Here is a 14,062-nt window from a genome sequence, read left to right on the forward strand (position 1 = left end):
ACACCATGACCGACAGCCGACCGTCCACCGTGTTCGTCCGCGAAGGCGAAACGTGGCATGCCACCGACCTGGCGCGCGGCCCTTGGGACCCGCGCGCGCAGCATGGCGGCGCGCCCTCGGCACTTCTCGCGCACATCGCCGAAACCAGCGTGACCGAACCGGGCTGGCAGCTCGCGCGCCTGAGTGTCGAGCTCGTCAAGCCGGTGCCGCTGGGTGCGCTGACGTCGCGCTGTACCACGCAAGCGTCCCGTTCGACCACACGCATCGGCATCGACCTGCTGGCCGGCGACACGCTGGTCGCACGCGCGCATGCGCTGCTGCTGCGCACGCAGGCGCTCGCCCTGCCCGCCGGTCTGCCGGGTTGGTCACCCGCGCGACTGCTGCCGCCGCCGCACGAATGCGAGCGGGAGGTGCGCATACCGGGCCTGCCCGAGGGCGTGTACTTCCACCGCGGCGCGATCGAGTCGCGCGTGGCGCACGGCGATCCCTCGCAGCCCGGCCCGGCGGCCGCATGGTTCCGGCTCATCGTGCCGATGGTGCAGGACACGCCCACCTCGCCGGCCATGCGCGCATGCGCCGCGGCCGACTTCGGCAACGGCCTGAGCTGGGTGCTGCCGGCGCAGCGCTGGCTGTTCTCCAACGCCGACCTCAGCGTGCACCTGATGCGCCAGCCGGTCGGCGAATGGATCGGCGTCGCCGCCGAAACTCAGGCCGACGGCGCCGGCACCGGCACGGCGCTGTCGCGCCTGTACGACGGCGAGGGCCCCGTCGGCGTCGCGATCCAGACGCTGGTGCTGCGCGAGCGCACCTGAGCCCGCCCACGCATCTTTTCCGCGATCGCGGCCCATGGCTCTGGCATAGTGCCGTCATGGCCCTGGCGGATTCCCCTCGCTCCTGGCTCACCTTCAGCGCGCCCGTGATGGCGGCTCAGGCCGCGGGCCGGCCGCTGGTGGCGCTCGAATCGACCATCATCGCGCACGGCATGCCCTACCCCGACAACGTGCGCACCGCGCGCGAGGTGGAGGCCGCGATCCGCAGCCTCGGCGCCGAGCCTGCGACGATCGCCGTGATGCGCGGGCGCATCCGCATCGGGCTGTCAGATGAAGAACTGGAGTTCCTCGGCCGTTCGGGCCAGGCGCAGAAGGTGAGCCGGCGCGACCTGCCGGCCGTGCTCGCCAGCGGCGGCCTCGGCGCCACCACGGTGGCGGGCACGATGATCTGCGCGGCGCTCGCGGGCATCGAAGTCTTCGTGACCGGCGGCATCGGCGGCGTACATCGCGGCGCACCGGAAAGCTTCGACATCTCGGCCGACCTGCAGGAGCTGGCGAAAACCTCGGTCGCGGTGGTGTGCGCGGGCGCCAAGTCCATCCTCGACATCGGCCTGACGCTCGAATACCTGGAAACGCACGGCGTGCCGGTGCTCAGTTGCGAGCAGGACAACTTCGCCGCCTTCTACACGCGCGACAGCGGCTTTCGTGCGGACTATCGGCTGGACGACCCGCCCGAGCAGGCCCGTTTCATCCGCACCAAGTGGGACCTGGGCCTCACCGGCGGCGTGGTGCTCAGCGCACCGGTGCCGGAGTCGGCGGAAATGTCGCTCGGGGAGATCGATGCGCTGACCCGGCAGGCGCTCGCCGAGGCCAGCGCGCAGGGCATCACGGGGAAGGCGGTGACGCCCTTCGTGCTGGCGCGCATCAAGGAGCTGTCAGGCGACCGCAGCCTGGCCACGAACATCGCGCTAGTGAAGCACAACGCGGCGGTCGGCGCGCGGCTGGCACTGGCGCTGGCGCACACCCGGCGCGGCGCCCGGCTGCCGTAGCCGCCGGGCGGATCGCGGCAAGACCGATCAGGCGTTCACCGCGGCCAGGTCCGCGTTCAGCGTCGCGCTCGGACGCATCACGGCCTCGAGCTTCTTCGCGTCAGGCAGGTAGTAGCCGCCGATGTCCGCCGGCTTGCCCTGCACGGCCGCGAGTTCGCCGACGATCTTCTGCTCGTCCTTGGCCAGCGCAGCGGCCAGTGGCGCGAAATGGGCCTGCAGCTCCTTGTCCTCGGTCTGCGCGGCGAGTTCTTCCGCCCAGAACTTGGCCAGGTAGAACTGGCTGCCGCGGTTGTCGAGCTCGCCGGTGCGCGGCGAGGGCGACTTGTTGTTGTCCAGCAGCTTGCCGGTGGCGGCATCGAGCGTCTTGGCCAGCAGCTTGGCCTTGGCGTTGCCGGTCTTGATGCCGAGGTCTTCCAGCGACACCGCGAGCGCGAGGAACTCGCCGAGCGAATCCCAGCGCAGGTGGTTCTCCTCGACCAGTTGCTGGACATGCTTGGGCGCCGACCCGCCGGCACCGGTTTCGTACATGCCGCCGCCGGCCATCAGCGGAACGATCGAGAGCATCTTCGCGCTGGTGCCGAGTTCCATGATCGGGAACAGGTCGGTCAGGTAGTCGCGCAGGATGTTGCCGGTCGCCGAGATGGTGTCCATGCCGCGCACCACGCGTTCCAGCGTGTAACGCATCGCACGCACCTGGCTCATGATCTGGATGTCCAGGCCTGTGGTGTCGTGCTCGTGCAGGTACATCTTGACCTTGGTGATGAGCTGCGCCTCGTGCGGACGGTAGGCGTCGAGCCAGAACACCACCGGCATGCCGGAGTTGCGCGCGCGCGTGACGGCCAGCTTGACCCAGTCGCGGATGGCGGCGTCCTTGACCTGGCACATGCGCCAGATGTCGCCCTGCTCGACGTTCTGGCTCATCAGCACCTCGCCGGTCGCGAGGTCGGTGATGTTGGCCACGCCGTCCTCGGGGATCTCGAAGGTCTTGTCGTGCGAGCCGTATTCCTCGGCCTGCTGCGCCATCAGGCCGACGTTGGGCACGGTGCCCATGGTCTTCGGGTCGAAGGCGCCGTGCCACTTGCAGAAGTTGATCATCTCCTGGTAGATGCGGGCGAAGGTGCTCTCCGGCATCACGGCCTTGACGTCCTTCAGGCGGCCGTCGGCGCCCCACATCTTGCCGCCGTTGCGGATCGCCGCGGGCATCGAGGCATCGACGATCACGTCGTTGGGCGAGTGGAAGTTTGTGATGCCCTTGGCCGAATCGACCATCGCCAGCTCGGGGCGGTGCTCGTGGCAGGCGTGCAGGTCGCGCTTGATTTCCTCCTGCTTGCTCTCGGGCAGCGTGGCGATCTTGTTGTAGAGGTCGACCATGCCGTTGTTGACGTTGACGCCCAGCTCGTCGAACAGCTTGCCGTGCTTGGCGAAGGCGTCGCGGTAGAAGATCTTGACGCAATGGCCGAACACGATCGGGTGCGAGACCTTCATCATGGTGGCCTTGACGTGCAGCGAGAACATCACGCCGGTCTTGCGAGCGTCCTCGATCTGCTCTTCGTAGAAGTCCAGCAGCGCCTTCTTGCTCATGAACATGCTGTCGATGACCTCGCGGTCCAGCAGCGCGACCTTCGGCTTGAGCACGATGGTCTTGCCGCTCTTGGTGATCAGCTCCATCTTGACGTCACGCGCGCGGTCCAGCGTCATCGACTTCTCGCCGTGATAGAAGTCGCCGTGGTGCATGTGCGAGACGTGGCTGCGCGAGGCCTGGCTCCACTCGGCCATGCTGTGCGGGTTCTTGCGCGCGTATTCCTTCACCGCCCTGGGCGCACGGCGGTCGGAATTGCCCTCGCGCAGCACCGGGTTCACCGCACTGCCGATGCATTTGTTGTAGCGCGCGCGGATGTCCTTTTCTTCCGCCGTCTGCGGGTTCTCGGGGAAGTCGGGAATCTTGTAGCCCTTGTCCTGCAGTTCCTTGATGCCGGCCTTGAGCTGGGCCACCGAGGCGCTGATGTTGGGCAGCTTGATGATGTTGGCCTCGGGCTTGAGGGTCAGACGGCCCATTTCGGCGAGGTTGTCCGGCACCTTCTGCGCATCGGTCAGGCACTCCGGGAAAGCCCCCAGGATCCGCGCCGCCACGGAAATGTCGCTGGTGCTGACATCGATGCCGGCCGGCGCCGCGAACGTTCGGATGATCGGCAGGAACGCGGCGGTCGCCAGGTAAGGAGCTTCGTCGGTGAGCGTGTAGATGATGGAGGATTGAGTCGTGCTCATGCGCTACTTTCGTGATACTGGAATGTCCGAACCGTGGGGGTAGCCGGTTCGCCCAACTCCCGATTGTCGCCGAACCCCCTCGTTCCGAATGGCGAACCGCTGCAAACCCCTCCGTGGCATTCTTGCGGGATCGCAAGGCAGCAATTTCCGGAGCATTTCCCATGGTTGAAGGAAAAGTCGTGGTCGTCACCGGTGCGGGCGGCGGCATTGGCCGTGACATCGCGCTCGCCATGGCGAGCCACGGTGCGCGGGTGGTGGTCAACGACATCGGCGCCGCCGTCGACGGCGAAGGCCGCAGCGCCGGGCCGGCCCAGCAGGTGGTCGACGAGATCCACGCCCTGGGCGGCGAGGCGGTGCCCAGCACCGACAGCGTGGCCGAGGCCGCGAGCGCCGCAAAGATCGTGCAGTGCGCCGTCGACCACTTCGGCCGCATCGACGCGGTGGTCAACAACGCCGGCATCCTGCGCGACCGCTTCTTCCACAAGATGTCGGAGGGCGAATGGGACGCGGTCATCAAGGTGCACCTGTACGGTGCCTATTTCGTGAGCCGTGCGGCCGCCAACTTCTTCAAGGAGCATAACTCGGGCGCGATGGTCCACATGACCTCGACCTCCGGGCTGATCGGCAACTTCGGCCAGGCCAACTACTCGGCCGCCAAGCTGGGCATCGTGGCGCTGTCGAAGTCCATTGCGCTGGACATGCAGAAGTACAACGTGCGCTCCAACTGCATCGCGCCCTTCGCCTGGAGCCGGATGATCGGCGCCATCCCGACCGACACCGACGAGCAGAAGGCGCGCGTCGCCAGGATCCAGCAGATGACGCCGGCCAAGATCGCCCCGCTGGCGGTCTACCTCGCGAGCGATGCGGCCAAGGAGGTCAACGGCCAGATCTTCGCGGTGCGCAACAACGAGATCTCGCTGATCAGCCAGCCGCGGCCGGTGCGGACCATCCACCGCTCCGAAGGCTGGACGCCGCAGACCATCGCCGAGCATGCGATGCCGGCGATGCGGGCCAACTTCTACCCGCTGGACCGCTCCGCCGACGTGTTCAGTTGGGATCCCGTGTGAGCCAGAACCTGCATTTCGACCTCTTCGATCTGAAGCTCTTCGCCTCTGTGGCGGACGCCCGCAGCCTCACCCGCGGGGCGGACAGGGCCTGCATTTCGCTCGCGGCGGCGTCGACCCGCATCAAGCAGATGGAAGAGGCGGTGGGCGGCAAGTTGCTGCACCGCAACGCGCAGGGCGTGAGCCTGACGGCCGCCGGCGAGGCGCTGCTCTACCACGCCAGGCGCGTCATGCAGCAGATGGAGCACCTGCGCATCGACATGCAGGACTTCGGCAAGGGCATCAAGGGGCATGTGCGGGTGTTCGCCAACACCACCTCGATCACCGAGTACCTGCCCGAAAAGCTCGCGGGCTTCCTCACGCAGCATCCGGCGGTGCAGGTGGACCTGCGCGAATACCTCAGCGAGGAGATCGTGCGCTCGGTCGCCGACGGCAGCGCGGATCTCGGCATCCTCGCGGGCGACGTGCACACCGGCGATTTCGACGCCCGGCCGTTCGGGCGCAACCAGCTCGTGCTGGTGGTGCCGGGCAGCCATCGCCTCGCGGGGTCGGATCCGGTGCCGTTCGTCGATACGCTCGACGAACAGCACGTGGGCCTGCACCACGGCAGCGCGATCCACCGCTTCCTGCTGCTCAAGGCCGAGCTCGCCGGCCGCGGCTACAGCCCCCGCATCCAGGTCGGCAGCTTCGAGGCCATCTGCCTGATGATCGAGGCCGGCGTGGGCGTCGGTGTGCTGCCGGCGTCGTCGGCCCGCCGCCATGCGCGCTCGATGCGGATCGACATCGTGCCGCTGGCCGATGCCTGGGCCGAGCGCGAACTCAAAATCGTCGCGCGCAGCCGCGAGCAGTTGCCGGCATCGGCGCGCGAGCTGTTCGACTATCTGTCGCGTCCCCTGCCGGATCAGCAGTAGCGGCGCAGCGCCCCGTCTCACCCCAGCAGGCGCCCGACACGCGCCTCGTCCGCGAGATTCCAGATCCTGGCGCACGCCGCCTTGGCTTCATCCGCCGTGGCGCCCCCGCCGTACTGCGCGAGGCGCTGCATCTTGTCCTCGATCTCCGCCCGGCTCAGCGTGTTGCCCGGATCGCCCCTGGGTTCGTCGACGCGGCCGGTGAAGGTGCGCCCGTCGTGGGTGGTCACGCTGACCTTGCCGATCCAGCGCGCGGGGTAGGCGGTGTCGACCTCGCGGTCGAGTTCCATCATGACCTTGTCGCGGAACGCAGCCACTTCGGGCGCGAGGAAGTCGCGGTCGAATTCGGTGAGCCCGGCGCGGCCATGCACCGCGATCAGCCCCAGCACCGTCCCCATCGAGAACTTGGCCTGATGCACCGTCGACGGCATCGCCACGCGGCCGAGCACATCGATCGCGCCCTGATGCACATGCGTGACCACGCGCGCGATGTCACCGGCCTTCAGCTCGTTCTGCTGCATGACCTCGAGCAGCGCATCGGCGGCCGGGTGCGTGTGACGGCACGATGCGTGGAACTTGAACGAGGTCTCGGCCAGCGTCCAGCGCGTGCCCAATCCATCGGTGAGCCTGGCGGGATCGGCGTCGGTCGACATGCCCACGCCCAGGCCCTGCGCGCCTTCGAGCACGCGCGCGGCACCGGTGAAGCCGTCCTGCGCGAGATAGGCCGACATCAACCCCGCCGCCGATGCGTGCGCGCAATGCAGCTGCTTGGAATCGGCCGCATCGCGCAGGAACTCCCACAGGCCCGCGGACTGCGTGCCGGCCGAACCGAAGGCATGCAGCATCTGCGCTGGCGTCAGATCGAGCAACCGGCCCACGGCCGCAGCAGCCGCGAGCGTGCCGGCGGTAGCCGTGGTGTGAAAGGTCCGGTAGTGCGAGCGCCCGAGGAACTCGCCGACGCGAATGCCCACCTCGTAGCCCGCAGCCACCGCCGTCAGCAACTGCTTGCCACTCGCACCGACCGCCTGCGCGACCGCCAGCGCCGGCGCGAAGACCACCGCCGCCGGATGGAACACCGAGCCGTTGTGCACATCGTCCTGCTCGACATAGTGCGAAGCCGCCGCGTTGACGAGCGCGGCGAACAGCGGCGAGGTGCTGCGGCGCGAGACCAGCACCTCGCTCGGCCCTTCCGCCGGCCCCATCGTCTCGGCGAAGCGCTGGATGCTCCGCACAGGCCGCGCCAAACGCGCGGCGAGCACCGAGCCGAGCCAGTCGAGCATCAGGTCTTCGGCGCGGCGCACGACTGCATCGGGAATGCGCTCGAACGCCAGTCCGGCGGCGAAGGTGGCGAGCGTCCGGCTCGGGTGGTTGGATGTGCTCATGACTTGTCGAATCTATCCCTCTGCGGGCCTTGCGGGTCTGTGAATGCAAAACCCTCCCTTCAGGAAAAGCGAATGCCGCCTTGCGAAGGCTTCCGGCCGTCGTTCGCGCGGTACGATCCGAAGCGCGTTCCGATACACAAGCCATGACGATGAAGCAAAGCTCCCCGCTCCACTACGACCGCCTCAGCCAGGCCTTCCATTGGGTCACCGCCGTTGTCGTGACCATTGCGTTCATCCTCGGGCCGGGCGGCTTCGGCCGCATGATGCGCCAGGGGGTCGACCCCGCGACCCGAAGCGACATCGTCTGGCACGAGTCCCTCGGGATTCTCGTCCTGGTGCTGACCCTGCTGCGCCTGGTCTGGGTGGCCCTTCGCCCGACCGCACCCCAATTCGCGATGCCCGGGTGGATGCACCTGGCATCCCGACTCGTGAACATCGTGCTATGGATACTGCTCCTCGCGCTGCCCTTCACCGCATTCCTGGCCCTGGGGACCGAGAATCATCCACTGACACTGCTGGGCGGCGTGCGGTTCGACCGCTTGCCAGTCACTGCCGAATCCGCCATCGCGCACTGGGCCGACTGGGGCGACGTGCACGGGCTTCTTGGCGATTCCATCATGTGGCTGGCCGGCCTGCACGCCGCTGCCGCGATCTTCCATCACGCGATCCTCAAGGATGGCGTGCTCTTCGCGATGCTCTCTCAGCGGAAATCCCGCTGAGGGATCAAGCCCGCGATTGCCGCCCGGAACACGTCGGCCGCTGCAGTCGCATCGGGTGCGCCATCCAGCTGCGCCCGGAAGTCGCGGTCGGAGAACAGTTGGGCGACCAGCGCGAGCATCTGGAGGTGATCCTCCTGCGCACCGCCCTCGGGCACCACGATGACCAGCAGCTGGGAAACCGGCTTGCCGTCGGGCGCATCGAAGGGGACCGGGCGCCTGGTGCGCATGAGCAGCGTGGTCGGTCGCGTGATGCCGCCTATTCGTGCGTGCGGAATCGCGAGGCCTTCGCCGAGTGCGGTCGATCCGGTCTGCTCACGCCGCCAGAGCGCGCGCGACACCGGCAACGGGTCGAGTCCCTGAGCGCCGCTGCAGATGGCCGCTGCCGCTAGCTCCAGTGCATGCGCGCGGTCTCGAACGTCGACATCGAACAGGATGTCCCGTGGCTGCAACCATGCAGCGATTCGCGCGACGTCCCCTTTCAAGCGGCCGTCGGCACCCGCCGAACCGCGACGCCCAGCCAGGTTCTGGTTCTGATCGATCCGTGGCGTCTCGCCATGAACGACGACGCCTCGGCTCGGATCGCTGGAGACGACGATGACCGGCACGTGGCAATGGCGCACGAGTTTGTTCGCCAGCCTCGTGGATATCAGTTCCCCGATCGCCGTGCGGCCCGCGGTTCCCATCACGATGGCATTGCAGTCGTTCGCCGCGACCACCTCGGAGATCGTCGGCATCACCTCGCCCAACCTGACCTGCGTCACGTAGCTCGCGCCGGCGGAGTCCAGGATCTGGCGTGCCGGCAGCAGGACGGCTTCTCCGCGCTTCTCCTCCAGTTTGCGCAATTCATCCCAGGAGTGATACGCGCATGCGTGCCCCGCCTCCAAGGGCGCTTGAACATTCAGAAGCACGACTTGCGAGACGCGATGACCCTTGAACATGTGGGCAGCATGTCGCACGGCATTCAGCGCCCTTTCCGAGCTGTCGACCGGCACCAGAACTTTCAGCATCGCGAGGACCTTGAAGCCTGCCCCAGGGGCACACGGGCTCACTGTGAGCCTGGCCGCGCAAAAACGGTATAAAAAAACGACGGCGCGCGCTGCGCGGCGATGCTCGGCGAACACGCCGCGAGCGCCCTCAAAGACGAGTTGGGCATTGACGAACGGCAATTGCAGGCGCTGCGGGAGCGGGCGATCATCTGGTATCCGCCCCGCCGCGGTGTTCGCGCGCCGGGGCGTCATCGGAGATGCAGATGCCCGGCTCGACCGAACTCCCGAGCGCGACGGAACTCGCGCGCCGCAGCCATCGCCACTTCCCCGGCGAAAGCAGCGCCTACCGCGAAGCGCGCACCGCGCTGCTGGCCGAAGAAATCGAACTGCGCCGCCACATCGAGCTCGTTGCGGCACAGCGCCGCAAGCTGCCGCCGGGCGGCGTGGTTCCCGAGGACTACGTGTTCCAGGGTGCGCATGGACCGGCCAGCCTGTCGTCGCTGTTCGGCAGGCACGACACCCTCGTGACCTACAACTGGATGTTCGGGCGAGAGCGCGAGCGGCCCTGCCCGATGTGCACCTCGCTGCTCAGTGCGTTCGACGGCGAGATGCCGGACATCCTGCAGCGCGTGTCCTTCGCGGTGATCGCGCGGTCGCCGGTGACCAAGATGACCGCGTTCGCAAGGGAACGCGGCTGGCGGTATCTGCCCCTGTATTCGTCGCAGGGCAACGACTTCAACCGGCTCTACGCCTTCGAGGACCCGGACGCGAAGGAGGACCTGCCTGCCTTCAACGTCTTCCACCGCGACGGCGACGTGATCCGCCATTTCTGGGGCGACGAGATGAACATGGCGACCGCCGACCCGGAGCAGGATCCGCGTGGCGCACCGGACCTGATGCCGATCTGGAACATCCTGGATCACACGCCGGCGGGGCGCGCGAAGGACTGGTATCCGTCCCTCGCGTATTGACGTATTGAAACACCCGGGGTCGTCAGTGCTGCCGCCCGAGCCGCCAATCGCGCGGCGAACACCCGAAGCGTTCCCTGAAGGCCCGGCTGAAGTGCGCCGCGTCGCTGAAGCCCCGGCCGTAGGCGATCTCGCCCACGGTGCGCCCGGCCTCGCGCGGGTCGAGCAGGTCACGGCTGCAGGCTTCGAGCCGGCGGTCCCAGATGTACTGCGACAGCGTCAGCGGCTCGCTCCGGAACACGCGGTGGATCTGGCTCGCGGACAGGCCGAGCTCCGCCGCCAGCATGCCGACCGACAGCGCGGGATCGTCCAGCCGCGCATCGATGCAGCGCTTGATGCGCGCCAGGTGGAACGCAGTGAGGTTGCTGAGCGACGGCGCACGCGCAGCCGGCAGCGTCTGCAGCCCCGCCACGAGGATGTTGAGCACGCCGTTGGCCACCGCGAGCGCCGAGGCCGGCTGCAGCGTGTCGATGTCCTCGCGCAGCGTGCGGATCATGCTGAGCATCAGATGGCCCGCGCCCTCCCGCCCGGAGACGGTGGTGGCCGTCAGCGCCTCGGTGTCGCGCAGCTCGCTGCGCAGGCGCTCGCCGGGCAGCTTGAGCACGATCTGCTCGAAGGAGTCGTCGAACAGCAGTTGATAGGGCCGCGTGCTGTCGTAGAGCGCGAAGTCGCCCACCGAAAGCACCGCATCGCGCCCGTCCTGCCGCACCACGCCCTGGCCGCGCGCCTGGATGCTGACGAGGAAATAGTCGTCGGACGAACGCGCGATGTGGCCCGGCGTGCGCATGACCTTCTGCGGCCCCGAGGTGACCACCGAGACGTCGAGGCTGGGCAGCGTGTGCTGGCGGATGCTGCCCTCGAAATCGCCACGCCCGCCGGCCACCGGGTCGCAGCCGAGCTGGACGTAGACATTGCAGATCATGTCCGTCCAGTAGGCGAGCCGCTGGTCACGGGGAACGACTTCGGTGCTGAGCAGCCGGTTCATCGGAGCTCCTTCAGGGGTTGCAACGCAGGATCAAGAACGCTGCGCGTTCCGGACAAGGCCGGGCGAGGCCGGGCGAGGCCGCGAACTTACGCTTCAAGCAACCGGCATGCCACAGCGCTAACCCGGAGAGTCGCTCTTTCAACCCACCCGGAGTTCGCTATGCCCACCAAGTCCCATCCCCGCCTTCGCGTCGCCGCCGTGCAGGCCGCGCCCGTATTCCTCGACCTCGACGGCACGATCGACAAGACCATCGACCTGATCGCGCAGGCCGCGCGTGACAAGGTGCAACTGATCGCCTTCCCGGAAACCTGGGCCCCCGGCTATCCATGGTGGATCTGGCTCGACTCGCCGGCCTGGGGCATGCAGTACGTGCAGCGCTACCACGACAACTCGCTCGTGATCGGCTCGCCGGAGTTCGACCGCATCCGCGAGGCCGCGCGCAAGCACCGCGTGTGGGTCTCGCTCGGTTTCAGCGAGAAGGCGGCCGGCAGCCTCTACATCGCGCAGGCGCTGATCGACGACCAGGGCAACGTATTGCAGACGCGGCGCAAGCTCAAGCCGACGCATGTGGAGCGCACCGTGTTCGGCGAGGGCGACGGATCGGATCTCGCCGTGATCGAGACATCCATCGGCAACATCGGCTCGCTCTCGTGCTGGGAGCATCTGCAGCCGCTCAGCAAGTACGCGATGTACTCGCAGAACGAGCAGATCCATTGCGCAGCATGGCCGAGCTTCTCGCTCTATCGCGGCGGCGCGTACGCGCTCGGCGCCGAAGTCAACAACGCCGCAAGCCAGGTGTATGCGGCCGAGGGCCAGTGCTTCGTGGTCGCCCCCTGCGCCATCGTCTCGAAGGCGATGCACGAGATGCTGTGCACCGATCCGGGCAAGCAGCAGCTGCTGCTGGTCGGCGGCGGCTTCGCGCGCATCTACGGGCCGGACGGATCGCCGCTCGGCACCAACCTGCCGGAGGACCAGGAAGGGCTGGTGGTGGCCGACATCGATCTCGGGATGATCTCGCTCGCCAAGGCGGCGGGCGATCCGGCGGGGCACTATTCGCGGCCGGATGTGACGCGGCTGCTGTTCAACAAGACCCGGCGCGAGCCGGTGGTGGTGCAGCGGAGTGTGGAGCTGGAGCCGGCCGCCTTCGAGGCGGTCGCGCCCAACGCGGAGGCTGCTGCGAGCGCCTAGCCCGCGCCGCGCTCGACGGCCGCGCGCAGGTGCGCGGGGATCTCGATCGCCCGATGGGTCTCGAGCGAGGTCGTGACCAGCACCTGCTTCATCCGCATGCGCGTTTCGCCTTCGGCATCGAAGCAATGCAGCCCGAGCGTGATCGAACGCGTGCCGAGCTGCTCCACCGCGAGACCGAGCATCACCTTGTCACCCATGCGGCTCACCGAACGGAAGTCCGCCTCCAGCCGCACCGTCGGCAGGCCGACGCGCTGCTCGACGATCAGCTTGCGGTAGCCGATGCCGAGCCCGTCGCTCACCCAGTCCTCGACGAGGCCGTTGAACATCACGAAGTACTGCGGGTAGAAGACGATGCCCGCCGGGTCGCAGTCGGAGAAGCGGATCAGCCGTTCGCGGCGGAACTCGGTGCCGACGGCTGCGCTTTCGGTGGTGCTCACGCGTTCTCCTCCGCCGACGGCTCGTTGCGCATCACTTGCACCCGCAGCTGCCCGAGCTGCGCGTAGAGCTGGCGCACCGTCTTCGTGTCGAGGCCGGAGAACATCTCGAGGATCCACTGCTCGTGCTCCTTCGCCATCGCCTCGAAGCTGCGGCGGCCCTTGGCGGTGAGGCTCACGATCCATGCGCGGCGGTCGTCGGGACTCGGCGTGCGCGAGACGAAGCCTTCGCGCTCCAGCTCGTCGGTGAGGCCGGTGACATTGCCGCCGGTCACCATCAGGTAGCGCGAGAGCACGCGCATCTTCAGGCCCTCGCGGTAGCGGTAGAGCTGCGCCATGTAGTCGAAGCGCGCCAGCGTGATGTCGAAGCGCTCGCGCAGGCGCTTGCGGATCTCGGCCTCGATCTGCGTGGTGCTCGCGAGCATGCGCAGCCAGAGCTTGAGCACCGCGTGGTCGTCGTGACGCGCGCGGGCCTCGTGGCCGAGTTCTTCCGCGTCGCTCAGCGCCGCGTGCGATGGGTCGTTGGTACTGTCGATCATGGTGTGACTTCTCCCCCGGAAACGGAGATCGATTGTCCATTCATCGAGGCAGCGCCCTCCCCGCACAGCCAGCGCACCGCATCGGCGACTTCGGCCGGCTGCACGATGCGGCGCTGAGGATTGACGGCGGCGAATTCCGCCAGCGCGTCGGCTTCGCTGCGGCCGGTCTTGCCGACCACGTTGGCGACGCTGTTGCGCAGGATGTCGGTTTCCGTATAGCCCGGGCACACCGCGTTGACCGTGATGCCCTTGCGCGCCACCTCGAGCGCGAGCGAGCGCGTGAGGCCGATCACGCCGTGCTTGGCCGCGGTGTAGGCCGAGACGTAGGCGTAGCCCTTCTGCCCCGCGGTGCTCGCGATGTTGACGATGCGGCCCCAGCCCGCTTCGAGCATGTCGGGCAGTGCGGCCTGCGCACAGAGAAAGCTGCCGGTGAGGTTGACCGCCAGCATGCGCTGCCAGAGATCGAGGGATGTCTTGAGGAAAGGCGAGCTCTCGGCCTGCCCGGCGTTGTTGACGAGGATCGCGACCGGCCCCGAAGCCGCTCGCAGCGCCTCGAAGGCGGCGCGCACCGAAGCCTCGTCACTCACGTCGGCAGCAGCCACCGCGTGGCCGCTGCCCGCCAGCTCCTTCTGCACTTTCTCCAGCGCGGCGCGGTCGCGTCCGATGAGGCTGACCCGGGCGCCTTCGGCAGCGAGCGTTCTCGCGATCTCTGCGCCGATGCCGCGCGCGGCTCCGGTGACAACGGCGTGGCGACCCTCGATGGCATTTTTCATGGCGAACCTAAAACATTGACAACTAAATCAAT

General features: G+C 67.8%; 14 protein-coding genes. 7 read left to right on the forward strand and 7 right to left on the reverse strand.

Translation table 11 applies throughout. The features are described from left to right. The first annotated feature begins 5 nt into the window (after nt 1–5). Nucleotides 6–812 (forward strand): thioesterase family protein, encoded by an 807-nt coding sequence (locus tag VAR608DRAFT_RS33205; protein ID WP_088957929.1) that lies wholly within the window; start codon nt 6–8, stop codon nt 810–812. A gap of 56 nt (nt 813–868) precedes the next feature. After that, the gene (locus VAR608DRAFT_RS33210) at nt 869–1,819 is read left to right on the forward strand and encodes a pseudouridine-5'-phosphate glycosidase (protein WP_088957930.1); all 951 of its coding nucleotides are present in this window, start codon (nt 869–871) and stop codon (nt 1,817–1,819) included. 27 nt (nt 1,820–1,846) lie between these two features. Here VAR608DRAFT_RS33210 and VAR608DRAFT_RS33215 read toward each other — a convergent pair whose 3' ends face one another. Then, complete coding sequence (locus tag VAR608DRAFT_RS33215) at nt 1,847–4,084, reverse strand: NADP-dependent isocitrate dehydrogenase (RefSeq protein ID WP_088957931.1); 2,238 nt, start codon at nt 4,082–4,084, stop codon at nt 1,847–1,849. A gap of 161 nt (nt 4,085–4,245) precedes the next feature. Here VAR608DRAFT_RS33215 and VAR608DRAFT_RS33220 point away from each other — a divergent pair, with 161 nt between their 5' ends. Together VAR608DRAFT_RS33220 and VAR608DRAFT_RS33225 are read left to right on the forward strand one after the other, a co-directional pair. After that, nucleotides 4,246–5,151 carry an SDR family NAD(P)-dependent oxidoreductase gene (locus VAR608DRAFT_RS33220; protein WP_088957932.1) on the forward strand — a complete coding sequence of 302 codons (906 nt, stop codon included), beginning with the start codon at nt 4,246–4,248 and terminating at the stop codon, nt 5,149–5,151. Further along, nucleotides 5,148–6,059 carry a LysR family transcriptional regulator gene (locus tag VAR608DRAFT_RS33225; protein ID WP_231973051.1) on the forward strand — a complete coding sequence of 304 codons (912 nt, stop codon included), beginning with the start codon at nt 5,148–5,150 and terminating at the stop codon, nt 6,057–6,059. The genes VAR608DRAFT_RS33220 and VAR608DRAFT_RS33225 overlap by 4 nt, the downstream gene beginning before the upstream one ends. A 17-nt stretch (nt 6,060–6,076) precedes the next feature. Here VAR608DRAFT_RS33225 and VAR608DRAFT_RS33230 read toward each other — a convergent pair whose 3' ends face one another. Beyond that, on the reverse strand, nt 6,077–7,438 hold the full coding sequence (locus tag VAR608DRAFT_RS33230; RefSeq protein ID WP_088957933.1) for an MmgE/PrpD family protein: 1,362 nt from the start codon (nt 7,436–7,438) through the stop codon (nt 6,077–6,079). 149 nt (nt 7,439–7,587) lie between these two features. Between VAR608DRAFT_RS33230 and VAR608DRAFT_RS33235 the strand changes: the two genes are divergently transcribed. Then, on the forward strand, nt 7,588–8,157 hold the full coding sequence (locus VAR608DRAFT_RS33235; protein WP_088959121.1) for a cytochrome b: 570 nt from the start codon (nt 7,588–7,590) through the stop codon (nt 8,155–8,157). On the opposite strand, the gene VAR608DRAFT_RS33240 is transcribed toward VAR608DRAFT_RS33235, so the two are convergent. Continuing rightward, on the reverse strand, nt 8,139–9,395 hold the full coding sequence (locus VAR608DRAFT_RS33240) for a PTS sugar transporter subunit IIA (RefSeq protein ID WP_157731185.1): 1,257 nt from the start codon (nt 9,393–9,395) through the stop codon (nt 8,139–8,141). The two genes, VAR608DRAFT_RS33235 and VAR608DRAFT_RS33240, sit on opposite strands and share 19 nt — an antisense overlap. A gap of 11 nt (nt 9,396–9,406) precedes the next feature. Here VAR608DRAFT_RS33240 and VAR608DRAFT_RS33245 point away from each other — a divergent pair, with 11 nt between their 5' ends. Next, entirely contained in the window at nt 9,407–10,114 is a 708-nt protein-coding gene (locus VAR608DRAFT_RS33245; RefSeq protein ID WP_231973052.1) for a DUF899 family protein, read from the forward strand. A gap of 22 nt (nt 10,115–10,136) precedes the next feature. Here VAR608DRAFT_RS33245 and VAR608DRAFT_RS33250 read toward each other — a convergent pair whose 3' ends face one another. Next, complete coding sequence (locus VAR608DRAFT_RS33250; RefSeq protein WP_088957936.1) at nt 10,137–11,096, reverse strand: helix-turn-helix domain-containing protein; 960 nt, start codon at nt 11,094–11,096, stop codon at nt 10,137–10,139. 159 nt (nt 11,097–11,255) lie between these two features. On the opposite strand from VAR608DRAFT_RS33250, the gene VAR608DRAFT_RS33255 reads away from it, so the two are divergent. Beyond that, nucleotides 11,256–12,284: a carbon-nitrogen hydrolase family protein gene (locus tag VAR608DRAFT_RS33255; RefSeq protein WP_088957937.1), complete on the forward strand. Its 1,029-nt coding sequence runs from the start codon at nt 11,256–11,258 to the stop codon at nt 12,282–12,284. Here VAR608DRAFT_RS33255 and VAR608DRAFT_RS33260 read toward each other — a convergent pair. The 3 genes from VAR608DRAFT_RS33260 to VAR608DRAFT_RS33270 are packed head-to-tail and all read right to left on the reverse strand — an operon-like array spanning nt 12,281 to nt 14,030. Beyond that, nucleotides 12,281–12,721, reverse strand: a complete 441-nt coding sequence (locus VAR608DRAFT_RS33260; RefSeq protein WP_157731186.1) for an acyl-CoA thioesterase — start codon at nt 12,719–12,721, stop codon at nt 12,281–12,283. The genes VAR608DRAFT_RS33255 and VAR608DRAFT_RS33260 overlap by 4 nt on opposite strands. Beyond that, on the reverse strand, nt 12,718–13,257 hold the full coding sequence (locus tag VAR608DRAFT_RS33265) for a MarR family winged helix-turn-helix transcriptional regulator (protein WP_088957938.1): 540 nt from the start codon (nt 13,255–13,257) through the stop codon (nt 12,718–12,720). The genes VAR608DRAFT_RS33260 and VAR608DRAFT_RS33265 overlap by 4 nt, the downstream gene beginning before the upstream one ends. Continuing rightward, entirely contained in the window at nt 13,254–14,030 is a 777-nt protein-coding gene (locus tag VAR608DRAFT_RS33270; RefSeq protein ID WP_088957939.1) for an SDR family NAD(P)-dependent oxidoreductase, read from the reverse strand. The genes VAR608DRAFT_RS33265 and VAR608DRAFT_RS33270 overlap by 4 nt, the downstream gene beginning before the upstream one ends. Between the last annotated feature and the right edge of the window lie 32 nt (nt 14,031–14,062).

Origin of the sequence: Variovorax sp. HW608, from assembly GCF_900090195.1 — a bacterium.
In the GTDB taxonomy this organism is placed as follows: Bacteria; Pseudomonadota; Gammaproteobacteria; order Burkholderiales; family Burkholderiaceae_C; genus Variovorax.